This window comes from Rhodanobacter sp. BL-MT-08 (assembly GCF_054161255.1).
Map to the genome: position 1 here is coordinate 2,106,019 of NZ_CP167872.1, position 19,895 is coordinate 2,125,913.

At 63.4% G+C, this 19,895-nt stretch carries 16 protein-coding genes; 4 read left to right on the forward strand and 12 right to left on the reverse strand.

The genetic code is table 11. The annotated features are described in order from the left end of the window. Nucleotide 1 precedes the first annotated feature (1 nt). The 3 genes from ligD to ACDK93_RS09325 all read right to left on the reverse strand — a co-directional run bounded on the left by ligD (nt 2) and on the right by ACDK93_RS09325 (nt 4,107). The gene (ligD, locus tag ACDK93_RS09315; protein WP_458072293.1) at nt 2–2,566 is read right to left on the reverse strand and encodes a DNA ligase D; all 2,565 of its coding nucleotides are present in this window, start codon (nt 2,564–2,566) and stop codon (nt 2–4) included. 153 nt (nt 2,567–2,719) lie between these two features. Beyond that, a complete protein-coding gene (locus ACDK93_RS09320; protein ID WP_458072294.1) occupies nt 2,720–3,511 on the reverse strand; it encodes an ABC transporter permease in 792 nt (263 codons plus the stop codon). Further along, nucleotides 3,508–4,107: an ABC transporter ATP-binding protein gene (locus ACDK93_RS09325; RefSeq protein ID WP_458072295.1), complete on the reverse strand. Its 600-nt coding sequence runs from the start codon at nt 4,105–4,107 to the stop codon at nt 3,508–3,510. The genes ACDK93_RS09320 and ACDK93_RS09325 overlap by 4 nt, the downstream gene beginning before the upstream one ends. A gap of 412 nt (nt 4,108–4,519) precedes the next feature. Between ACDK93_RS09325 and ACDK93_RS09330 the strand changes: the two genes are divergently transcribed. Beyond that, a complete protein-coding gene (locus ACDK93_RS09330) occupies nt 4,520–4,987 on the forward strand; it encodes an Hsp20 family protein (RefSeq protein ID WP_458072296.1) in 468 nt (155 codons plus the stop codon). Between the two features lie 175 nt (nt 4,988–5,162). On the opposite strand, the gene ACDK93_RS09335 is transcribed toward ACDK93_RS09330, so the two are convergent. The 7 genes from ACDK93_RS09335 to ACDK93_RS09365 form a co-directional block, all read right to left on the reverse strand. Then, nucleotides 5,163–7,253: an ATP-binding protein gene (locus tag ACDK93_RS09335; protein WP_458072297.1), complete on the reverse strand. Its 2,091-nt coding sequence runs from the start codon at nt 7,251–7,253 to the stop codon at nt 5,163–5,165. After that, nucleotides 7,250–7,582 carry a circadian clock KaiB family protein gene (locus ACDK93_RS09340; protein ID WP_458072298.1) on the reverse strand — a complete coding sequence of 111 codons (333 nt, stop codon included), beginning with the start codon at nt 7,580–7,582 and terminating at the stop codon, nt 7,250–7,252. Before ACDK93_RS09340 ends, ACDK93_RS09335 begins: the two co-directional genes overlap by 4 nt. Continuing rightward, nucleotides 7,579–7,917: a circadian clock KaiB family protein gene (locus tag ACDK93_RS09345; protein WP_458072299.1), complete on the reverse strand. Its 339-nt coding sequence runs from the start codon at nt 7,915–7,917 to the stop codon at nt 7,579–7,581. The genes ACDK93_RS09340 and ACDK93_RS09345 overlap by 4 nt, the downstream gene beginning before the upstream one ends. Beyond that, entirely contained in the window at nt 7,907–9,619 is a 1,713-nt protein-coding gene (gene kaiC / locus ACDK93_RS09350; RefSeq protein WP_458072300.1) for a circadian clock protein KaiC, read from the reverse strand. Before kaiC ends, ACDK93_RS09345 begins: the two co-directional genes overlap by 11 nt. 220 nt (nt 9,620–9,839) lie before the next feature. Beyond that, nucleotides 9,840–12,971 carry an efflux RND transporter permease subunit gene (locus tag ACDK93_RS09355; protein WP_458072301.1) on the reverse strand — a complete coding sequence of 1,044 codons (3,132 nt, stop codon included), beginning with the start codon at nt 12,969–12,971 and terminating at the stop codon, nt 9,840–9,842. Beyond that, nucleotides 12,968–14,086, reverse strand: coding sequence for an efflux RND transporter periplasmic adaptor subunit (locus tag ACDK93_RS09360; RefSeq protein WP_458068216.1), 1,119 nt, complete (start codon nt 14,084–14,086; stop codon nt 12,968–12,970). Before ACDK93_RS09360 ends, ACDK93_RS09355 begins: the two co-directional genes overlap by 4 nt. Nucleotides 14,087–14,159: 73 nt before the next feature. Then, nucleotides 14,160–15,755 (reverse strand): efflux transporter outer membrane subunit, encoded by a 1,596-nt coding sequence (locus tag ACDK93_RS09365; RefSeq protein WP_458068217.1) that lies wholly within the window; start codon nt 15,753–15,755, stop codon nt 14,160–14,162. A gap of 373 nt (nt 15,756–16,128) precedes the next feature. Here ACDK93_RS09365 and ACDK93_RS09370 point away from each other — a divergent pair, with 373 nt between their 5' ends. Further along, complete coding sequence (locus ACDK93_RS09370) at nt 16,129–16,353, forward strand: hypothetical protein (protein ID WP_458068218.1); 225 nt, start codon at nt 16,129–16,131, stop codon at nt 16,351–16,353. Between the two features lie 62 nt (nt 16,354–16,415). Here ACDK93_RS09370 and ACDK93_RS09375 read toward each other — a convergent pair whose 3' ends face one another. After that, nucleotides 16,416–16,694 carry a hypothetical protein gene (locus ACDK93_RS09375; protein ID WP_458068219.1) on the reverse strand — a complete coding sequence of 93 codons (279 nt, stop codon included), beginning with the start codon at nt 16,692–16,694 and terminating at the stop codon, nt 16,416–16,418. A 237-nt stretch (nt 16,695–16,931) separates the two neighbouring features. Between ACDK93_RS09375 and ACDK93_RS09380 the strand changes: the two genes are divergently transcribed. Together ACDK93_RS09380 and ACDK93_RS09385 are read left to right on the forward strand one after the other, a co-directional pair. After that, nucleotides 16,932–18,719 carry a sensor domain-containing diguanylate cyclase gene (locus tag ACDK93_RS09380; protein WP_458068220.1) on the forward strand — a complete coding sequence of 596 codons (1,788 nt, stop codon included), beginning with the start codon at nt 16,932–16,934 and terminating at the stop codon, nt 18,717–18,719. Between the two features lie 150 nt (nt 18,720–18,869). Further along, on the forward strand, nt 18,870–19,316 hold the full coding sequence (locus ACDK93_RS09385) for a response regulator (RefSeq protein ID WP_458068221.1): 447 nt from the start codon (nt 18,870–18,872) through the stop codon (nt 19,314–19,316). Between the two features lie 63 nt (nt 19,317–19,379). Here ACDK93_RS09385 and ACDK93_RS09390 read toward each other — a convergent pair whose 3' ends face one another. After that, nucleotides 19,380–19,871: a hypothetical protein gene (locus tag ACDK93_RS09390; protein WP_458068222.1), complete on the reverse strand. Its 492-nt coding sequence runs from the start codon at nt 19,869–19,871 to the stop codon at nt 19,380–19,382. Between the last annotated feature and the right edge of the window lie 24 nt (nt 19,872–19,895).

The window sequence follows — 19,895 nt, forward strand, 5'->3', positions numbered from 1 at the left end:
GTTACTTTTTGCGCGAAGCTGCCCATTTTTTCAGCACTGCGGGAAGATCCTGCTTGATCGTCGTCTGCGATTCCCAGGGATCGCTGCGCAGTTTGGCTAGCCGTATCGGCACGGTTTTGATCGTAAACGCCGCGCCGCTCTTGATCTTGCCCAGCTCCTCCCAGCGCAGCGGCGTGGCCACCGGCGCACCGGGTCGTGCGCGCAGCGAGTAGGACGCCACGCTGGTGGCGCCGCGACCGTTGCGCAGATAGTCCACGTAGATTTTTCCACCGCGCTTGGCCTTGGTGGCGGTGGCGACGAACTCCAGCGGATGCGCGAGCGCCAGGCTGTTGGCGAACGCTTCGGCAAAGGCCCGCACCGTCACCCACGCGCAGCTCGGTTTCAGCGGTACCACCACGTGCAGCCCCTTGCCGCCCGTGGTGCGTACCAGAGATTCAAGCCCCATCTCGGCGAGCAGCTTTCGCACCAGGCGCGCGGCGGCTACCACGCGATCCCAGGCCACGTTCGGGCCCGGATCGAGATCGAACACGATGCGATCGGCCCGATCCGCATCGGCGACAGTGGTTCCCCACGGGTGAAATTCCAGCGCGCCGAACTGCACCAGTTCGATAACGGATGCGGCACTCTCGGGATAGATGTAAACCGCTTGTGCGCCGGACTCTTCCTTCAGCTTGGCCGTGCCCACGTGGTGCAGGCCCTGAATCAGGTGCTTCTGGAAAAAGCAGGCTTTGCCCGTGCCTTCGGGGCATCGGATGACCGAAGTTGGCCGGTTGAGTACGCCGGGAAGAAACCAGTCCATGACCCTGGCGTAGTAGTCGGCGACGTCCTGCTTGGTGATTGCTTCGTCGGCGTAAACGACGCGGTCGGGATGCGTGATGGTGATGGCGACGGTTGGATTCCTGACTGCCGTCTTTTTACTTTTTTTGCCTGCTGTCGATGTCGCCGTAGTTTCGCGATCGGAATCGCGCAGATCGGCCGGTGTTTTGTCCATGCGCAATGTCTTGAGGCTGGGCTGGCGCAGCAGATCGTGATTGCCGATGCCGCGATAGAACACTTCGGCCACGACGCGAGGTTTGATCCACAGCGCGCCCCGCAGCTGCGGATCTATGGCGATTAGCGGCACGGGCGGTTTTTTTGCGCCTCCGGTCGCCAGCGATTGCGTCAGGTCGACCAGCTGCGCGTCGCTAAAGCCCGTGCCGACCCGGCCCGCATAGATCCAGCCGCCTGTGGTTTCGCGGTCAGGCCTCGCCAAAAGTAGCGAGCCTAAGCCCGTGCGGCTGCCCTTCGGTGCGGTGTAGCCGACCACGGCGAACTCGTCGCTTTCCAACCGCTTGATTTTCAGCCATTCGTCACCGCGGCCGGAGCGATATTCGCCGTCCGCGCGCTTGGAGACGATGCCCTCAAGCTTTTGCTGATTGGCCATTTCCAGAGCCGCCTCGCCGTTGCCCATGCTGTGGCTGCTGAAGGCTAAGGGATGCGGCGCGTTGGCAATGACGCGTTTAAGCAGCGCCTTGCGATCGAGCAGCGCGACACCGGTCAGGTCTATCCCTTCGACGGAGGGAAGATCGAACAGCATGTACGCCAACGGCTTCTGTGCCTCTCCCGACAAGGTTTTCTGCAGCCCGTTGAAATCGCTGTGGCCCTTTTCATCCAGTGCGATCAGCTCGCCATCGAAGTGCGCGGAAGACAGCCCTAGCGCTTCGGTCGCCTGGACGATTTCCGGCAGCCGGTCATTCCACGGCAGGCCGTTGCGCGACCACAGGTGCACCTTGCCATCGGCGATGGTGGTGAGAATCCGGTAGCCGTCCCATTTGACCTCGTGAATCCAGTCGTCGCCCGCTGGCGGATGCTCGCGCAGCGTGGCCAGCTGCGGCTTGAAGAAGTCGCCGTTCGGGCGTGACTTGATGGCGCCAGGGAGTGCCGCAGCGAACTTGGCCAGCGTTGATCGTGCCGCGGCTTTCGGCTTGGGTGCGGCCTTTTTTCGCGCCACCGATTTTTTTGCAGCCGCTTTGGACGTCGTCGTTTTCGCCGCCTTCCGGGTGCTCGCCTTCATGGTCGCGTCGAGCAGATCGTCGGCGTCGATATCTGCGGCAAAGGCATCCTTGGCCTTGACGAGAAACCACGCCGGCTGGCGTTCCTTGCGGCCGCTGCGGATAAGGTGCCAGCGGCCCTTGAGGCGCTTGCCGAACAGCTCGAACTCAAGATGACCTTTCTGCAGCTGGGCTTCCGGATCGCCCTTCGTCGACCACACGCCCTTGTCGAATTGATCAACATGACCCTTGCCGTAGCCTTCGGCGATATCGCCCTGAAAATCGGCGTAGGCGACCGGATGATCCTCGACTTCGACAGCGAGCCGTTTGACCGCGGGATCGAAGCTCGGGCCCTTGGGCACCGCCCAGCTTTTCAGCGTGTCGCCCACCTGCAGACGGAAATCGAAGTGGCGGCTGCTGGCGTGATGCAGCTGCACGACAAAGGTCGCGCGACGCGCCTTGGTTTTTGCACTGTCGGCACGCGGCTCGGTTGTCTTGGTGAAGTCGCGTTTGCGCTGGTAGTCGCGAAGGCTCATGCATGCTCCGTCGAAGGCAAGACGTTTGATGATGGGTTCCGCATGGCTTCAGCGATTATCGGCAGTCACCGCAACGTGCACCTGCAGCCGTCAATCGTGAGTGAGTGAGCCTGTCGCATCGGCGCATGTTGCACGCTGCTGCTCTATAGCCCCTCAGCGCAGATGATCCAGCCGCAGACGCTGGCGATCATCTGTCAGTCGCCACGCGGCGGCGTAGGCTACCGCCACGGCGACCAGGCCGCTGGCGCCGGAGAGGAGAAACATCAGCAGGATCTGATACTTCACCGCTTCGATCGGATCGAGCCCCGCCAGAATCTGGCCGGTCATGATGCCAGGCAGGGTGATGATGCCGGCGGCCGACATCTGGTTGATGATCGGCAGCATGGCGCGGCGAATCGAGCCGCGGATCAGCGAAGCCATCGCCGCCCAGTACGAGTGGCCCAGCATCAGCCGCGCTTCGATGCCCGGCTGCGCGGCTTCCACGCCGCTGAGCACGCCGTCGAGCGCGATGCTTCCCGCGTTCAGCACGCTGCCCAGAATGATGCCGACGAGCGGGATGGCGTAATGTGGATCGAACCAGGGATCGGGGCGTATCGCGGTGATCAGCGCGAACACGCTGGCCAGCGTCGCGGCGCCGGCCACGCTGACCAGGCCGATCAGATAATTCTGTCCGTGGATCAACGACCGATCGGGCCGCGCGGCGACTTCCCGCGCGGCGACCAGCACCATCAGCGTCACGATGACGACGGTCGCCACCGGGCTGTTGAGCGCGAAAACGAATTTCAGCACGTAGCCGATCATCACCAGCTGCACGACCATGCGCGTGGCCGCGATGACGATCTGCCGATGCAGGCGCAGGCGCAGAGCGATCGACAGCGCGATGTCGACGATCACCAGCGACGCGGCGATGCTGAGATCGAGCGGTTGCAGCAGGATGGTTTTCATACGGCCACCGCCTTGCCGCCGACGATGTGCAGGGTCTGCTGACCCATGCGAGCGGCCTGCGCAGCATCGTGGGTTACCAGCACCAGGATCAGCCCGCGCGAAAGCTCTTCGGCGAGCAGCGACTCCACTGCGGCCACGCTGTGCTGATCCAGCGACGCGGTCGGCTCGTCCAGCAGCAGCGCTACCGGTTTTGTCACCAGCGCGCGGATCAGTGCGAGGCGCTGACGTTCGCCGGAAGAAAGGCGAATCACCTGACGCGCGAAAATATCGTCCGGCAGCTGCAGTCGGCTGGCGAGCTGTCGGGCGTTTCCTAGCGATGCTTCGGCAAAGTGCGGCTGCACCGTCGGCGCCCACCAGCCGGCCTGCGCCGGCACCAGCATCACGCGCTGTCGCCAGGTCGATGCCGACATCGCGCAGCGATCGATACCTGCCAATGAGAGCTCGCCTTCCGCCGGGTCCATGTCGGCGAGCATGCGCAGAAATACGCTTTTCCCCGAGCCGGACGCACCCGTAACGCAAAGGCACTGGGCAGCCTCGACCGACGCGTCGAATGGGCCGGCCCGGGCGTTGCGCAGCATGTGCATGCGTAGAGTCATGGTTCGATCGGCCTGTTCGGTGGGCATCGTGGATGTGCAGCAGCCAGTGTCGCTGGAACTTCGTGATGGATCTTCGCAGATCATGCGTACATGCCTCATGCGTACACGCCAAGGCTTACGAAAAGCTTCGCCGAACGGCGCGACTTTCCGGACGCCTCCCCGCGCGGACACGAGGCGCGCCGCCCCTCTGGATGATCGAGAACGACCGTGCGCGCGTTCTCGCTCTATATCTGGCGAATCAACGGGCTTTTGCTCGGCGCGCGATGGCATGCGAGAACCTAAATACAACCTGAAACGGGGGGCTTGAAAACAGGCCTGAGGGAAATTATTTTTCTGCGCGCCGGCCACTGAGGCGGCACTGCAACCTCATTGTGAGGACGCAGATTCCATATTGCTCCCAGGAGGATATGTCATGCGTACCAATCTCGATTTTGCCCCCCTGTACCGTTCCAGCGTGGGTTTCGACCGCGTGTTTGCCCTGCTTGAAAACGCCTCGCGCGCGCAGGTCGCCGACAACTGGCCGCCGTTCGACACGGTCAAGCTCAACGACGACGCGTATCAGATCACCATGGCCGTCGCCGGCTTTGCCGAAAACGAGCTCGACATCTCGATGCAGCCCAACCTGCTCATCGTCAGCGGCGAGCGCAAGGTCAACGACGAGAACGTCGAGTATCTGCATCGCGGTATTGCCAACCGTGCGTTCACCCGCCGTTTCGAGCTCGCCGATCACGTGCACGTGACACAGGCGCAGCTGATCAACGGCCTGCTCACGATTGACCTGAAGCGCGAAGTGCCCGAAGCGATGAAGCCCCGCAAGATCGCCATCGGCGCGACGCACGAGGTGAGCCAGCCCAAGCTGGTGGAAAACCGCGCCGCCTAAAATAGCGGCGAGTCAGGGTTCGTCGGGCTTCGGCCTGGCAGCAATCGTGACTGTGTAATCGGCGGCTCGCCTGGGCGCGAGCCGCCTTTTTTATGCGCCGACGCGCGCCTGAGTGAAGCGGAGATCTACGCATTGGCCGTCGTTGCGGTGGCGCAGCCATCGCCAATCTTTGCGCTCAGCGTTCGCCGCCGATCGCCTGCTTTACGGCCAGCGAGAGATCCACGCGATTGTATGGCTTGCGCAGTATCTGAAGTCCTTCATCCATATCGTCGGTCTGAAAGCGCTGGGCGGTGTAGCCGGACGTCAGCAGCACGGGGATGTGTTTGTAGTTGGTCTTGATCTCGCGCGCCAGCTCGATGCCGCCCACGTCGCCGGGCATGATGACATCGGTGAACACCAGATCGATCGGCGCGCCGGACTCGATCAGGGTCAGCGCCTTGTTGCCGCGGTCGGTCTCGAAAACGACGTAGCCCAGTTCGCGCAGCATGCTGCTGGCGATTTCGCGCACGTCGTCGTCGTCCTCGACCACAAGAATAGTGCCCTGACCTTTCACTTCGCGCGTCGGCGGACGTTGGTCGGCACTCGTATCGGGCGCTTCGGCGTGGGGCAGATGGATGGATACCGACGTGCCTTCGCCGACCACGCTTTCGATGGTGACGAAGCCGCCGGACTGCTTGGCGAATCCGTATACCTGACTGAGGCCAAGTCCCGTGCCCTTGCCGACTTCCTTGGTCGTGAAGAAGGGCTCAAAGACTTTCGACACCACCTCGGGACTCATGCCTGTCCCGGTATCGGCAACAGTGACGACTACGTAATCGCCGGCGACCGTGTTGTTTAGCGCGGCCGTTTTCGGTCGCACCGTGCGTACGCCGGTGGAGACGGTGAGCGCACCACCCTGGGGCATGGCGTCGCGCGCGTTGATCGCCAGATTCAGAATCGCGGTTTCCAGCTGGTGCGGATCGGTCCGCGCATGCAGTAGGGCAGGCGGATCCTTGATGGTCACCGCAATCGTTTCGCCGATGGCGCGATCAAGCAGGTTTTCGAACGAGCGCAGCAGGGTGCCGATATCGACCGACTCGGTGCGCAGATCCTGCCGGCGCGCGAACGCGAGCAGTTGCTGGTTGAGTTTGGCGCCGCGCTCCACGCCGTGCCGCGCGGTGCTGAGATAGCGGATGGTCTTGGCGTCACCATCCAGGCGGCTTTCGAGTAGGTCGAGGCTGCCGGCGATCACCATCAGCAGATTGTTGAAGTCGTGCGCCACGCCGCCGGTGAGCTGACCTATCGCCTCCATTTTCTGCGCCTGGCGCAATTGTTCGTCGATCAGGCGACGGTCGGTGACGTCCGATACGACCCCGGCGATGCGCACGGGTCGGCCTTCGTCATAAAACGTCAGGCCCTTGATCTGCACCCAGCGCAGCGACCCGTCGTTGCGTCGGCGAATACGCTTTTCCAGATCGATCACGCCGCTGACCATCGCGTTGGCGAAGGCGTCGGCCACGGCGCGGCGGTCTTCGTCGACAAACAGCTGCGCGGCTGCCTGCGGCGTCCAGTTGCCCAGGCCAACGTCGCCGATGATCTGGTCAAAGCGGGATGATCGCGTGGTTTTGCCGGTGAGCAGGTCCATGTCCCAGTTGCCCATGTCGGCAGCATCCAGCGCGAGCCGCAGCTTGTCCTCGGTGCGACGACGCTCGTCGATCTCGTTTGCCAGCTGCTGGTTGGCGGCAGCCAGTTCATCAGTGCGCTTGCGGCTGCGGGTGAGATCGGTGATGACGCCGCAGAGCAGGTCCGGCATGCCCGCTTCGATCGGCATATCGGCGACCGACATGTTGACGGGTACGTTGGTCTGCCAGTCAGTGGTGACCAGGCTGATCTCGGCCGAACGTCCCGCGACCGAGCCGCGTTTCAGCAGCTGGTCGAACACGGGACGGTCCGCCAGCGCGACGAAATCCTGCAGGTGACGCCCCACAAGCGTCTCGCGGCGCACGCCCGTCAGGGTGGAGAGGCGCTGATTGCAATAAAGAATGGTGCCGTCCAGGCCCAGCGTGAATGCGCACTCCTGCATCTGCTCGATCAGCAGGCGATAAGGGCGGTCGGCGTTTTCCAGCGTGTAGATCAGCTGGCCTTCGGGGCCACCGATGACTACCGCGTCCACCTCGCCGGTGCGGATCGCTTCGAGGGTTTCGTCGGCCTCGGTCAGCCGCGCTTCCAGGTCGGCGATGCGCAGCAGCGCTGCGACCAACTCGGCATTGCTCTGCGTGCCGCTCATTTCGATCGGTTATGCGCCGCGCCCACGGGCGCCAGATTGAGGCCGGCCAATACGCGCTCCTTGTCCGACAGATCGCCGATGATGCGTCGCAGCGGTTCGGGAAGGATTTTCACCAGCGTTGGCGTGGCGATGATCTGCAGATCGCGGGTAGCTTCCGGGTTTTCGTAGACGTCGATGATTTCCAGGTCGTAGCGGCCGTGTAGATTTTCATCGCAGATCTTCTGCATGTTCTCGATGGCGCGTGCCGACCGCGGTGTGGAGCCGGTAACGAACAGGCACAGCTTGTAGCGACCTGGGTCATGGATGGGCACGGCGGCGTCCGACGTCATGACGTGCTGGCCAGGCGTGGTCGGATGTCGAGCCCCACCAGCACCTTGTCCGTATTCGACAGATCGCCGATCACGCGTTTCAGCGGCGGCGGAAGCGTGCGCACGAGGGTGGGCAAAGCCACAATCTGATCGCCGGCGGCAAGTTGTGGCGTGACTGTCAAATCGATGACCTCGATGGAATAGCGGCCGGAAAGGTGGTCCTCGCAGATCGCTTTAAGGTTGGCGATCGCCGCCAGCGACTTTGGCGTCTGCCCGGCCACGTAAAGGCGCAGGTTGTAGGCGCCCGGTTCAGGGCTGCCGACTTCGACGGAGGGTTCGTGTGCGTCATTGGCCATGTTGCTGCCCTCGCGCTGTCGCCATGGTCGAGCGATCGGTGCCGAGCGTTGCCTCTCTGGCTTCTTCCTGCTCGATGATCGTCCGCACTTCGTCTTCTTCGCGTGCAAGATCGGCATGCAGCTGGGCAATGCGACGTTCTGCCGCCTCGCGCTTGCGCGTCAGCTCGCGATGCATTTTCTGAATGTTTTGCTGACGTGCCTTGCTGGCCTCGCGCTCGCGCGCCTCCTGCGCCAGACGCGCCGTGCCGGTGAGCACACCCTCCGGGCCGGCATAGACGTCGACGAAGTGGATGCCTCTGTCGGAAAGCTGGTACTCGCGCAGCTGCTTGGAGTGGCTCATGCCGCGGGATTTGAGGATATACAGCACGCGATTGCGCTCGCCGTTGGCCTCCATGTCGGTCAGCGAAATCCAGGTGTCCATCAGTGAAGACACGCTGCGCTCGCTCTCGTTCATCTGATCGCCGACGGTCGACAGGCTGGTGAATACGGCCGTGATGCCCCGCGATTTGCAGATATCCGCAATGCGCACCAGGGTGGCGTGGATTTCCATCGACGGGCCGCGGAAGGCGGATATCGGATCGACCACGATCGCCTGCGGATCGAAACGCTCGATGTCGCGATACATCCGCGCCAGATGCATCTCGAAACCGTAGATGCTCGGCCGCGCCGCCTCGAAGCGCAGCAGGCCGCTGTCTGCATGCCGTTGGAGGTCGAAGCCGACCGAGCGCATGTTGCGCGCGATCTGCTCGGGCGACTCTTCGAACGCAAAATACAGGCAGCGCGAGCCGCGCCGGCACGCCGCATCGACGAACGCCGCGCCGTAGGTCGACTTGCCGGTGCCGGCCAGGCCGGAAATCAGCACGCTGGAGCCGCGAAAATAACCGCCCGCGCCGAGCATCGCATCCAGGTCGTCGACGCCGGTCGAAACGGGCTCCAGCGAAATCTTGTGCTTCAGGCCGGCCGATGTGATCGGTAAAACGCTGATGCCCTCGTCGTCGATCAGGAACGGATACTCATTGGTACCGTGAGCGGAACCGCGGTACTTGACGACACGCAGGCGTCGCGTGGTGATCTGGTCCTCGACGCGGTTGTCCAGCAGGATCACGCAGTCCGAAACGTATTCCTCGATGCCGAACCGGGTCAGCTGACCCTCGCCGCGCTCGGCGGTGATGACGGCCGTGACGCCCTTGTCCTTCAGCCAGCCGAACAGCCGGCGCAGCTCGGCGCGCAGCAAGGCCGTGTCCGACAGACCCGAGAACAGTGCCTCGATGGTATCGAGCACCACGCGCTTGGCGCCGACGGAGTCGATCGCGTAGCCCAGCCGCACGAACAGTCCCTCCAGATCGTAGTCGCCGCTTTCCTCGATTTCGGAATGCTCGATGTGGATGTGGTCAACCACCAGCTTCTTGTCCGCCACCAGATCGGCCAGGCGGTAGCCCAGCGAGGCCACGTTCTCTTCCAGATCCCGCGCGCGCTCCTCGAAGCTCATGAATACGCCCGGCTCGTCGTAAACGGTCGCGCCGTTGACGAGAAAGGTCATCGAGAACAGGGTTTTTCCGCAGCCCGCTGCGCCGCACAGCAGCGTGGGACGGCCGCCGGGCAGGCCGCCCAGGGTGATGTCATCCAGGCCGCGGATACCGGTTGGCGACTTGGCCAGGCCGGGCGCAGCGGCTGAAGCGAGGTGATCTTGCTGATGCTGCACGTAACACTCCCTTGGAAGAGCGCACGCAGGCATTTGGCGGCGCCATGTGGCGGCAGGCAAAGGCCTGCCCTCGACTCACGCGCGGATTATCGCAGGTGCGCCCGTAGAAAAGCCCCGCCAGACTCGTGGAAGGCGGGTGAAACCGGCGTCGAGGGTCGCATCACGCCACATCGGGTTTGGCACTGCAGCCCGATCTCTGAAAAGACGTAAAGTCATGCGGTCAGACTTCCAGCCGATCGTCCTTGCGGGCTACCAGCGCGTACAGCGCCGGCATCAGAAAAATGCTGATCAGCAGTCGGGTGAACAGGCCGCTGACGATCACCAGGGCGAACGGCCGCTGTGTATCCGTGCCCACGCCGGTCGCCAGCGCGGCCGGCAGCAGGCCCAGCGCCGCCACCAGGGCGGTCATCATGATCGGGCGCAGGCGCAGTATGGCGCCCTGACGAATGGCCTCGGTCACGTCGATACCGCCGCGCCGCAGTTCGTTGACGTAGGAGATATAGACGACAGCCGTCTGCACTGACACGCCGAACAGCGCCAGGAAGCCGATGCCCGAGGACACCGAAAACGGCGTGCCGGTAAGCCACAGCGCCACGATGCCGCCGACCGGTGCCGACAGCAGCACGCCGGCCACCGTGATGAACGGAAATTTGAAATTGCTGTAGAGGGTGAACAACAGCAGGAAGATCAGCCCGAGGGTCAGCGGCAAGATCATGCCGAGCTGGGCGCGCGAGGCGGTGTATTCGGAATATTCGCCGCCCCAGTCAAGGCGGTACCCCTGCGGCAGGGTGATCTGCTTGTTGACCTGCGCGATGGCGTCGCCGACCGCACCCGCCAGGTCTCGACCTTCCACCGAGAACTGCACGCCGATATAGCGCGAGTTGTCCTGCCGATATATGAAGGAGGCGCCGTTGGTGACTCTGATGTCCGCGAATTCCTTCAGCGGAATCTGCTGGCCGCCGGGTGTGGCGACCAGAATGTTGCCGATCTCCTCGGGGTTGTCGCGATACTTCTGTTCCAGCCGCACGACGAGATCGAACTGTTTCTCCTGCTGCACCACCTGGGTGGCCACATCGCCGCCGATGGCGGTGGTGATCAGGCCGTTGATATCGGACACGTTCAAACCGTAGCGGGCGATCGCGGCGCGATTGATCTTGATGGCGAGGCTGGGCTGGCCCAGCTCCTGCACCAGGGTCACATTGGCAATGCCGCGCACCTTTTCCAGCACCTGCTTGATCGCCTTGCCTTTCTGCTGCAGCGTGTCGAGATCGGAGCCGAAGACTTTCACGGCGAGCGCGCTTTTCAACCCGGTCTCGGCTTCGTCCACCGCGTCCTCGGCCGGCTGGGTGAAGTTGAAGTTGATGCCGGGGAAGGCGGACAGCTTGCGGTTGATCGCGGCGATCAGTTCGGGCTTCGTGCGATAGCTGCCGCTCCACTGGGAATAGGGTTTCAGGCCGACATAGAACTCGACGTTGAAGAAGCCGGTCGAGTCGGTGCCATCATCGGGTCGGCCGAGCTCCGAGGCGACCGTGGTCACCTCGGGGAAGCTGCGCAGGATGTCGCGAATCTTCGGCGTGATTTTTGCCGACTCGTCGAACGAGATGGTGTACGGCATGGTGGCACGCACCCACAGTGCGCCTTCGTCAAGCTGGGGCATGAACTCCGCGCCGATGCGCGGGATAAGCAGCAGCGAGCCGAGCAGCACGACGGTCGCCGCGAGCGTGGTCACCCAGGGAAAGGCCAGGCACACGTCCAGTCCGCGGACATACACCGACTTGATTGCCTCGAACACCACGTTGCGCCGCTCGCGCACGCCGCGGCGCATGAACCACGCGCACAGCACGGGCAGCAGGGTCAGCGTGACGATCAGCGAGCCGACCAGGGCGAAGATCATCGTGTCGGCCATCGGCTTGAACAGCGTCCCCGACGGGCCGGACAGCACGTAGATCGGCAGGAAGCTGACCACGATTACCGCTACCGCGTAGAACAGCGGACGATCCACCTCGGCCGCCGCATCGCGGATGATCGCGCCGATGCTAAGCGGCGAACCCTCGGTCTTGCGTTCGGCAATCTGGCGGAAAATATTTTCCACCATCACCACCGCACCGTCGACCAGGATGCCGAAGTCGATGGCGCCGATCGAAAGCAGATTCGCCGACGCGCCCTGGACGTCCAGACAGATAAACGCAAACAGCAGGGCCAGCGGAATCGTGGTGGCGACGATCAGTCCGGCGCGAAAGTCGTACAGGAAGAAAATCAGCACCACGACCACGAGCAGCATGCCGCGCAGCAGGTTGTCTTCCACGATCTTCGTGGTCAGCGTGATCAGGTCGGTGCGGTCGTAGTAGGGCACGACTTTGACATCTTTGGGCAGCACGCCGTTGTTGAGCTCGTTCGTCTTGGCCTCGACGCGCTTGAGCACGTCCTGGGTTTTTTCGCCGGTGCGCAGAAGAATCACGCCCTCGACCGCGTCGTCCTGTTTCTCGTATCCGAATTCCCCTAGGCGCGGTGCGATGCCGATCACCACGCGGCCCACGTCCTTTAGCAGAATCGGGGTGCCGTCATGTACGGCCAGCACGACGTTGCTGATGTCTTCCAGCGTGTCCATGCGGCCGAGGCCGCGCACGTAATAGAACTGGCCGCCCTGCGAATAGAAACCGCCGCCGGCGTTGCCGTTGTTGGCCGCAAGCGCGGCTTCGATCTGCACGGCCGACAGGCCGACCGAGGCGATCTTGGCCTGATCCAGCAGCACCTGATACTGCATAGTGCCACCGCCGAAGCCGGAGTCGTCGGCCACGCCCGGTACGGACCGGTACTGTGGCTCCACGGTCCACGCTTCCAGCGTTTTCAACTCCATTGGCGAGCGGTCGGGGCTCTGCAACACGTAGCGATAGATCAGACCCGACGGCGCCGACAACGGCGAGACCGAGGGCGTGATGCCACTAGGCAGGCTGGCATCGCCCAGCCGGTTGAACACTTCCTGGCGGGCGAAATTATTGTCGGTGCCGTCGTTGAACGTGATGATGACGTCGGACAGGCCGTACAGCGAAATCGAACGCGCGTTGGCGACTTTCGGAATGCCGTTCATGGCCAGTTCGACCGGCACGGTGATCAGTCGCTCCACTTCCTCTGCGGCGTGACCGGGCCACTGCGTCACGATCTCGACGATCGGCGGCGAGAGGTCGGGATACGCATCCACCGGCAGGCGCTGCAGCGAGCGTGCGCCGGCGCCGGTCAGCAGCAGGGTCAACAGAATGATCAGCAGCGGCTGCGCCAGCGAGGAGCCGACCAGCCGGTTCATGATCGACGCCGTGCGCGAGGGCGTCTCGTCCTGGGGCAATGGCTCGCTCATTGGTTTTGCATGAACTGGACAAAGATGCCGCCATCGACCACCACCTGATCGCCCGCGCGCAGGCCCTGCGGGATATTGAACTGATCACCGGTTCGCTCACCCAGGGTGACGGAACGACGGGCGAAACTGCCGTCCGGCTGGGCAATGTAGACAAAGGGCAGGTTTTCGTCGTCACGCAGGATCGCGGACACCGGCACCAGCGTCCCGCGGCTTTCCTGCTTCGACTGGATCCGCACGCTGACGTACATCTGCTTTTTCAGGAAATCACCGGGGTTGTCGACAACCACGCGGGCGATTACCGAGCGCGTGTCGGGATTGACGATGGCGGAGAGGTTGTCGACGTGCCCGGCAAAATTTCTGTTGTCGATGCCGGTGATGACTTCTGCCGGGTCACCGACGCTGACTGAACCGAGATCGGCGCCCGCGACCTGCGCCATCACCCACACGCGCGAAAGGTCGGCGACGGTAAAACACGGTGTCGTGCCGGCCTGCAGCAGTTGACCGGGTGTAATCAATTTCTCCGTCACCGTGCCGGTAATCGGCGAACGGATCACGCCTTCGACATGCGACAGCGTGCGGCCTTGCTGAATGCTCTTGATGGCCTGCGGATCGATGTCGAGAGCGACCAGCGCCTGCAGCGCCGCGTCGCGATCCGCTTCGGCATTGACGGCGTCCGTCTGCGCCTGTTCGTTTTCGCGCCGCGCCACGCCCTCGTGCTGGTCCAGATCCTTGTCGGCATCGGCGAGGCGGCGGTCGGTCTTTGCCGTGGCAAGCGCCTTGCTGTACGCGCTGACGGCGGCGGCAAAGTCCGGCGAGTCGACCATTGCCAGCGGCTGGCCCTTTTTGACATGCTCGCCTAGCGATACCAGCAGTCGCGACACCGGGCCGGAAAACGGCGCCAGCACGCTGGTGGCCTGGTCGTTGTCGAAATCGACGGCACCGGTCGTTTCCAGCGCCTTGTGGAAGGTTGATTGCGTGACCGTATAGAGCTTGATGTGCTGGCGCTGGTCGGCAGTCATCGTGACGTCATGCGGTGCGGAAGACGCCGACGGCACATTGGCATCGTCATCGGTTTTGGACGAGCAGCCACAAAGCAGAATGACGGCGAGCGTCATGAGGGCGATCAGCGGGCTCGCGAACATCGGTGTGCGCCCGACCAACAAAAGCTCAGGCATCCCCTGCAACGAATTACTTTTCATTTTTTACCTGCGTGGAAGCTGCCCTGGCTGAACTCGCCGAACCTGCTTTGGTTTGACTGGCACCGGCACTGTTGACTGAGCCCTCGCTCAGGTTGGCACGATTCCACCAGCCGCCGCCCAGCGCCTGAAACAGTGCGGCGGTGTCGGCAAAGCGGTTGGCCTGCGCCTGCACCAGATTGATGCGCGCCTGCTGATAGCCCTGTTCCGCAGCGAGCAGCGAAAGGTAGTTGGCATAGCCGGCCTTCCACTGACGCTGCGACAGGTCGAGCGTGATCTTGGCGGCGTCGGCTGCGTGAGCTGACGCCTTCAACGCGGAGGCATCCTGCTCCAGCGCGGCAAGGGTATCGGCCACGTTCTGGAACGCGGTCAGCACGGCGCTGCGGTATTGTTCGGCGGCTTCGACATAGGCGGCCTTGGCAGCACGCTCCTGGTGCAGCAGCATGCCGCCCTGGAAAATCGGCGCGGTGATCGCCGAGCCGATATTCCAGAATCCGGTGCCCGACTTGAATACCTGGCTCATCGCCAGCCCCGTGCTGCCGGCATCTGCGGTCAGCGCGATATTCGGCAAACGGTTGGCGATCGCCACGCCGATCTGTGCACTGGCTGCGTGCATAGTGGCTTCGGCCTGCCGCACGTCGGGACGCTGCGCGACCAGGGTCGAAGGCAGGCTGACCGGCAGATCCTGCGGCAGCTGCAGGTTTGCCAGATCGACAGCGTCATTCGGCAACTGGTTGGGGAATTCGCCGACCAGCACAGCCAGCGCATCTTTCTGCTGAGCGAGTTGCTTGATCAGCGGGGGCAGTGTGGCAACGACCTGCGCCAGCTGCGACTCCTGCGCGGCGACGTCGAGTCGCCCGACATAACCCTTGCTCAACTGGTACTGCAGAATCTTCAGCATGTGCGTGTTGATGTCGACCAGCTGACGGGTCGCATCGACCTGTGCCTGCAGTGACGCTTCCTGCACGACGGCGGCCACCACGTTGGTGCTCAGCGTTACCTGCGTCGCAATGGTCTGGAAGCGTGCGGCCTGCTCCTGCGCCTTCAGCGACTCCAGCGTCCGGCGGTTCAAGCCGAAAATGTCCGGCGCATAGGAAATGCTCAGCTGAGGCGTGAACAGGTTGTATTGGTAGGCGTTGTTGCTCGGCACGGGGGCGAGCGAACCGGGAGGATCCTGCTCGCGCGACGCCGAAAAGCTGCCCGAAACGCTGGGATAGAACGCGCCACGGCCAGCCCTGGTCGTTTCATTGGCGACCAGCAGTGCCGCCTGCGCTGCCTTCAAATCGGCGTTGTGCTTCAGCGATTGCTCGATCAGCGCATTCAGCGATGCCGAATGAAACAGCGTCCACCAGTCACCGGGGATATCTGCGCCGCTGCCGAAATGCTGCGTCTCGCCACCGGTCACGTTCGCCGTGCTGGCCGTGGTCGTCAGGGGATGATCGGTGTACGCCGAAACAGCCGGCGCGGCAGGCGGCTTGTAGTCAGGGCCCACCGCGCAGCCCGCCACGAGCAGGCAGCAAAGTGCCGCGGCGCTGCGCGGCCTGATGCGGCCTGACCTTTGCATCTCCGATGTTTTCGAATTGCCCATAGAGCCCGCCGCCAAAGAGGTGCGCAGAGGCGGGCCATGACGACCCGCAGCAGCGTTGATTCGATACATTGTAACAATGGATGGTGAGCCGATGGGGATCGGCCGCCAACAGCCTTGGCAGATGCGCTCGGGGCGCTGCATCCAGGCGACTGCCTTCGGCTTCGGGCTTCTGCCGCCGCAATTACTTGCAGGAGATTCGTGCCTTCTGCGCTGACCCAGATCGCCACTTATGCCGGCCCGACAAGAAGGCGGCGTTTGTCTGGCATCCGCCGCCAACCGCAGCGCTCGCGAGTGCGTTTTGCCGTCACGATTTCTTGTCTTATCTCCTGACACATTCGCCGCGCAAACGAAAGCGACCGCAAGAGATCCCTTGATGAATACCACGACATTTGTAGTGTGCGGCTTCCACCAGGGCCGCAAGTTGAAGCCGCAGCATTTCAGCACCGAAGCGCAGGCGCGCGAGCATGCACTTGACATGGGCAAGACCATCGATTGCGTGGTGCTGACCACCAGCACGGAACGCTCGTCCACTCAACGCGATCATCGGCCGCGTTCGCTGACACGTGCAGCCTGGATGCCTGAGCTGGCTGAAGCCTGAGGTTTCCCGGTTGCCTCAACCTGGCTGACGGCTCCGACGCCAGAGCGGCCTCGCTGCCGGATTCATTGCGGGGATCCGATGTTGGGCTTCCAGCCGCGGTGTTTGGCCAGATCCGTCGACGCCGACGTGCGACATGCATACAGCGCCGACCACTCCGCCTGATCCTGCGCGTTGCCCGCGCGGCACGCGAGCAGCGTGTTGGCGCGCAACCGGTCGTTGTCGAAGTACTGCGCCGGGTCGTAATGCGCTGCACGCAGGGTCGCCGGATCGGGCGACTGCTGGCAGGCCATCACGGAAAGGATCATGGCGGTGAAAAGAATGATTTTTTCGACAACGGTCAAGACGGCAGCTTCCAGAGGCTTTGCAAACGCCATCATTGAGCCATTGACGCCGCCGGATGGCAATGGAAACCTGCGCCGTGCATACCGAGCGGCGGTTGCCGTCCAGGGCGATTCGTTTTCGCAACGTGAACCGCGCCACGCTATCGGGGGATGGTTCGGCTCCGGTGATGCCGAGTCGTCGATCTGCGTGGGGTACGCTATATCCGCACGGCCATCGACACCTGAGCGTGATTCGTGATGCAGAAAGCCCAGACCACCAGTGCGAAGCCGTTGGGGAACCCCGCTCTCGAGCAGTCCCGGATCGCACGCCTGCGGTCTCTGAATATTCTGGACACCCAGGCCGAGCCGCTTTTTGATGCGATTACCAAAGCCGCGGCGCTGGTGACCGGCATGCCGATCGCGCTGATCACCCTGGTCGATGAAAGTCGTCAGTGGTTCAAGTCCAACGTCGGGCTGGCCGGCACCCCGGAAACGCCGCGTGATATCTCGTTTTGTTCCCACACGATCCGCGGAACGGACGTGATGGAGATTCCCGACACGCTCGGGGATGCGCGCTTTGCGAACAACCCTCTGGTAACCGGCTCGCCTGAGGTGCGCTTCTATGCCGGCGCGCCGATTACGCTGCAGGACGGTCTACGCATGGGTGCACTTTGCGTCATTGATCGGCAGGCCAATGCGCTGACGGATAACCAGCGACAGGCCCTGCAGGAGCTGGCGAGAGCCGCCTCGGAAGCGCTCGACCAGCGCGCGGTGCTGCTGGAAAAAAATGCGGCGCTCGAGCACGAGGCGGACATCGCCGATCGGCTGGAAAAAAAGCTGCGCGCGAGCGAGGCTTTTCTCGACCGTACCGGCAGGGCGGCCGGGGTGGGCGGGTGGGAAGTCAATCTGTTGACCGACGAAATCATCTGGTCCGACGAAACCTGCCGCATCCACGACGTGCCACCTGGCTACAAGCCCACCCTGAAAGAGGCGGTGGATTTCTATGCGCCGCAGGCGCGCGAGGTGGTTCAAGCGGCGGTCCAGAAAGGACTGGAGGAAGGGCGCAGCTGGGATCTCGAACTGCCGTTCATTACCGCCAAGGGTCGCCACATCTGGGTCCGTGCCGTGGGCAATGTCGAAATCGAGAACGGTGTGCCGACCCGGCTGGTCGGCGCGTTTCAGGACGTCACGCTGCGCAAGCGTGCGGTAAAGGCGCTGGAGGACAGCGATCGGCGTTTCCGCAAGCTGTTCGAATACAGCCTGGGCCTGATCTGCACCCACGATGCCGACGGCATTCTGCTCTCGGTCAATCCGGCCGCAGCGCGTTCGCTGGATTACTCGATCGCCGACCTGCTGGGCCGCTCGCTGGCCGACATCATGCCGGCGGAGCGCCGGGCCGGGTTTCAGAGTTACCTCGACCGCATCTTCACCAGCGGCTCCGATTCCGGCGTGCTTGAGCTGATCAGCGCCGACGGCAGTCTGCGTATCTGGCAATACCACAACGTCCTCGATGAGGATGGCGATGAGCCCTACGTATTGGGCCACGCGCAAGACATCACCGAACGTCAGCAGCACCAGCGCAAGCTCGAGGAATGGTCGGTGCGCGACCCGCTCACCGGATGTTTCAACCGCCGTTTTGTCACCGAACTGGCCGCGTCGATGGGTGAGCGGGATTCATGGGGTTGCATCGCGTTCGATCTTGACCGATTCAAGCAGATCAACGATCAGTTCGGCCATCAGCGCGGCGACGAGGTGCTGGTAGGCATGGCGAAATTCCTGTCCAATCACGTGCGCCCCGAAGACTCGGTCGTGCGGCTGGGCGGCGACGAGTTCGTAGTGCTGCTGCGGCACGCCGACGAAGCGCTTACCCAGAGCGTTGCCCGACGGATTGACCAGGATCGGCAAACCGCGCCGATCGGTTTCACCATGGGCGCCGCCTGTCGACATCCGGGGGAGCCGCTGGAACACATGCTGGCCGAGGCCGACAAGCGTCTGTACGAAGTTCGTGCGGCGATGCGTTCGCCGACCAGCGCGGGGCGCGGATAGCTGCGCCGCCGATTCGCACGATTTCACGCCAAGGCTTGATCTGCGTTCAAGTCGTACGTACCTGCGGCGATCTCGCGAGCGTCCCGTGGTCGAGTAGAATCGTGGTCAGCCGTATAGTTACCTGTCCGCAGAACCCAGGGGAATCCCATCATGGACGCCGACAAGGTTGTCCTCATCGTCGACGATGATCACGCCGTACTCGAAACGATGCGCATCCTGCTGGAAGGCCGGGGCGGCTTTCGCGTCAAGTGCGTGGTGGGCTCCAGCGGCGCTTCCCATTTCCTGTCGACGCAGGAACGCGTCGATGTGCTTATCGCGGATGTGCTCCTGGCCGGCGAGATCAACGGCATCGACGTCTGCAACCTCGCCAGGCTTCAGCATCCTGCGGTCGGTCTGGTAGTGATATCGGCCGATCCGAATACGGACGAGCGTCAGTTGCCCGAGCCCAGCGTCTATCTGCGCAAGCCATTCGGAGGCAATGAGCTTGTCGATGCGATCGAGCGGGTTCAGGCCTTCGCCACCCTGGGTTTGGCCCAGGCAGCGCCCGGCGATGAAGGCGACTCGACGCTGGCGCCGGATCCAGCGGGGTCCCGCTAGCACGAAAAGACGCCGACATCGCGGCGTCTTTTCGTGCCCGGTTTCTCCGGTTTTCGAGTAGTGTCAATTGCCCTGCGGTGGCGGTGGGGGCGGCGGCATCATGCCACCGGGGCCGCGGCCCGGTCCGCGTCCTGGTCCGAACTGGCCGGGACCGCCGGGAGGCGGCGGCGGTGCTGCCGCAGCCCAGCGCGCCATGCCCTGATCGCCGAGAATGCCGCGCAGGTCCTTGCAGGTCTGCGCATCGAGATCGTGGTGCTGCTGCTCAAGTTGCCGGGCCTGCGCCAGCTGTCGTTCGAAAACCTTCTGAACTTTTGCTGCCTGTGCGCTGCTGATGCCAAGGCCTTTGCTCAGACCGTCGTCGTTGACCGAAGCCGGCGGGCGAGGCGGAGGCGGTGGCGTGGCGCCACGGCCGGCACAGCCTGGCGGCAGCGGTGGCAGTCCACCGGCAAGGCCCACCGGCGGCGTGCGTGTGCCGGGCGATGGTTGAACGGCCTGTGCCATCGCGGTGCCGGCCACCGTCATGGCGATCAGTGCGCAGAGAATGCGGGTTTGCATGGGAGTGCTCCTGTGAATGGCCGG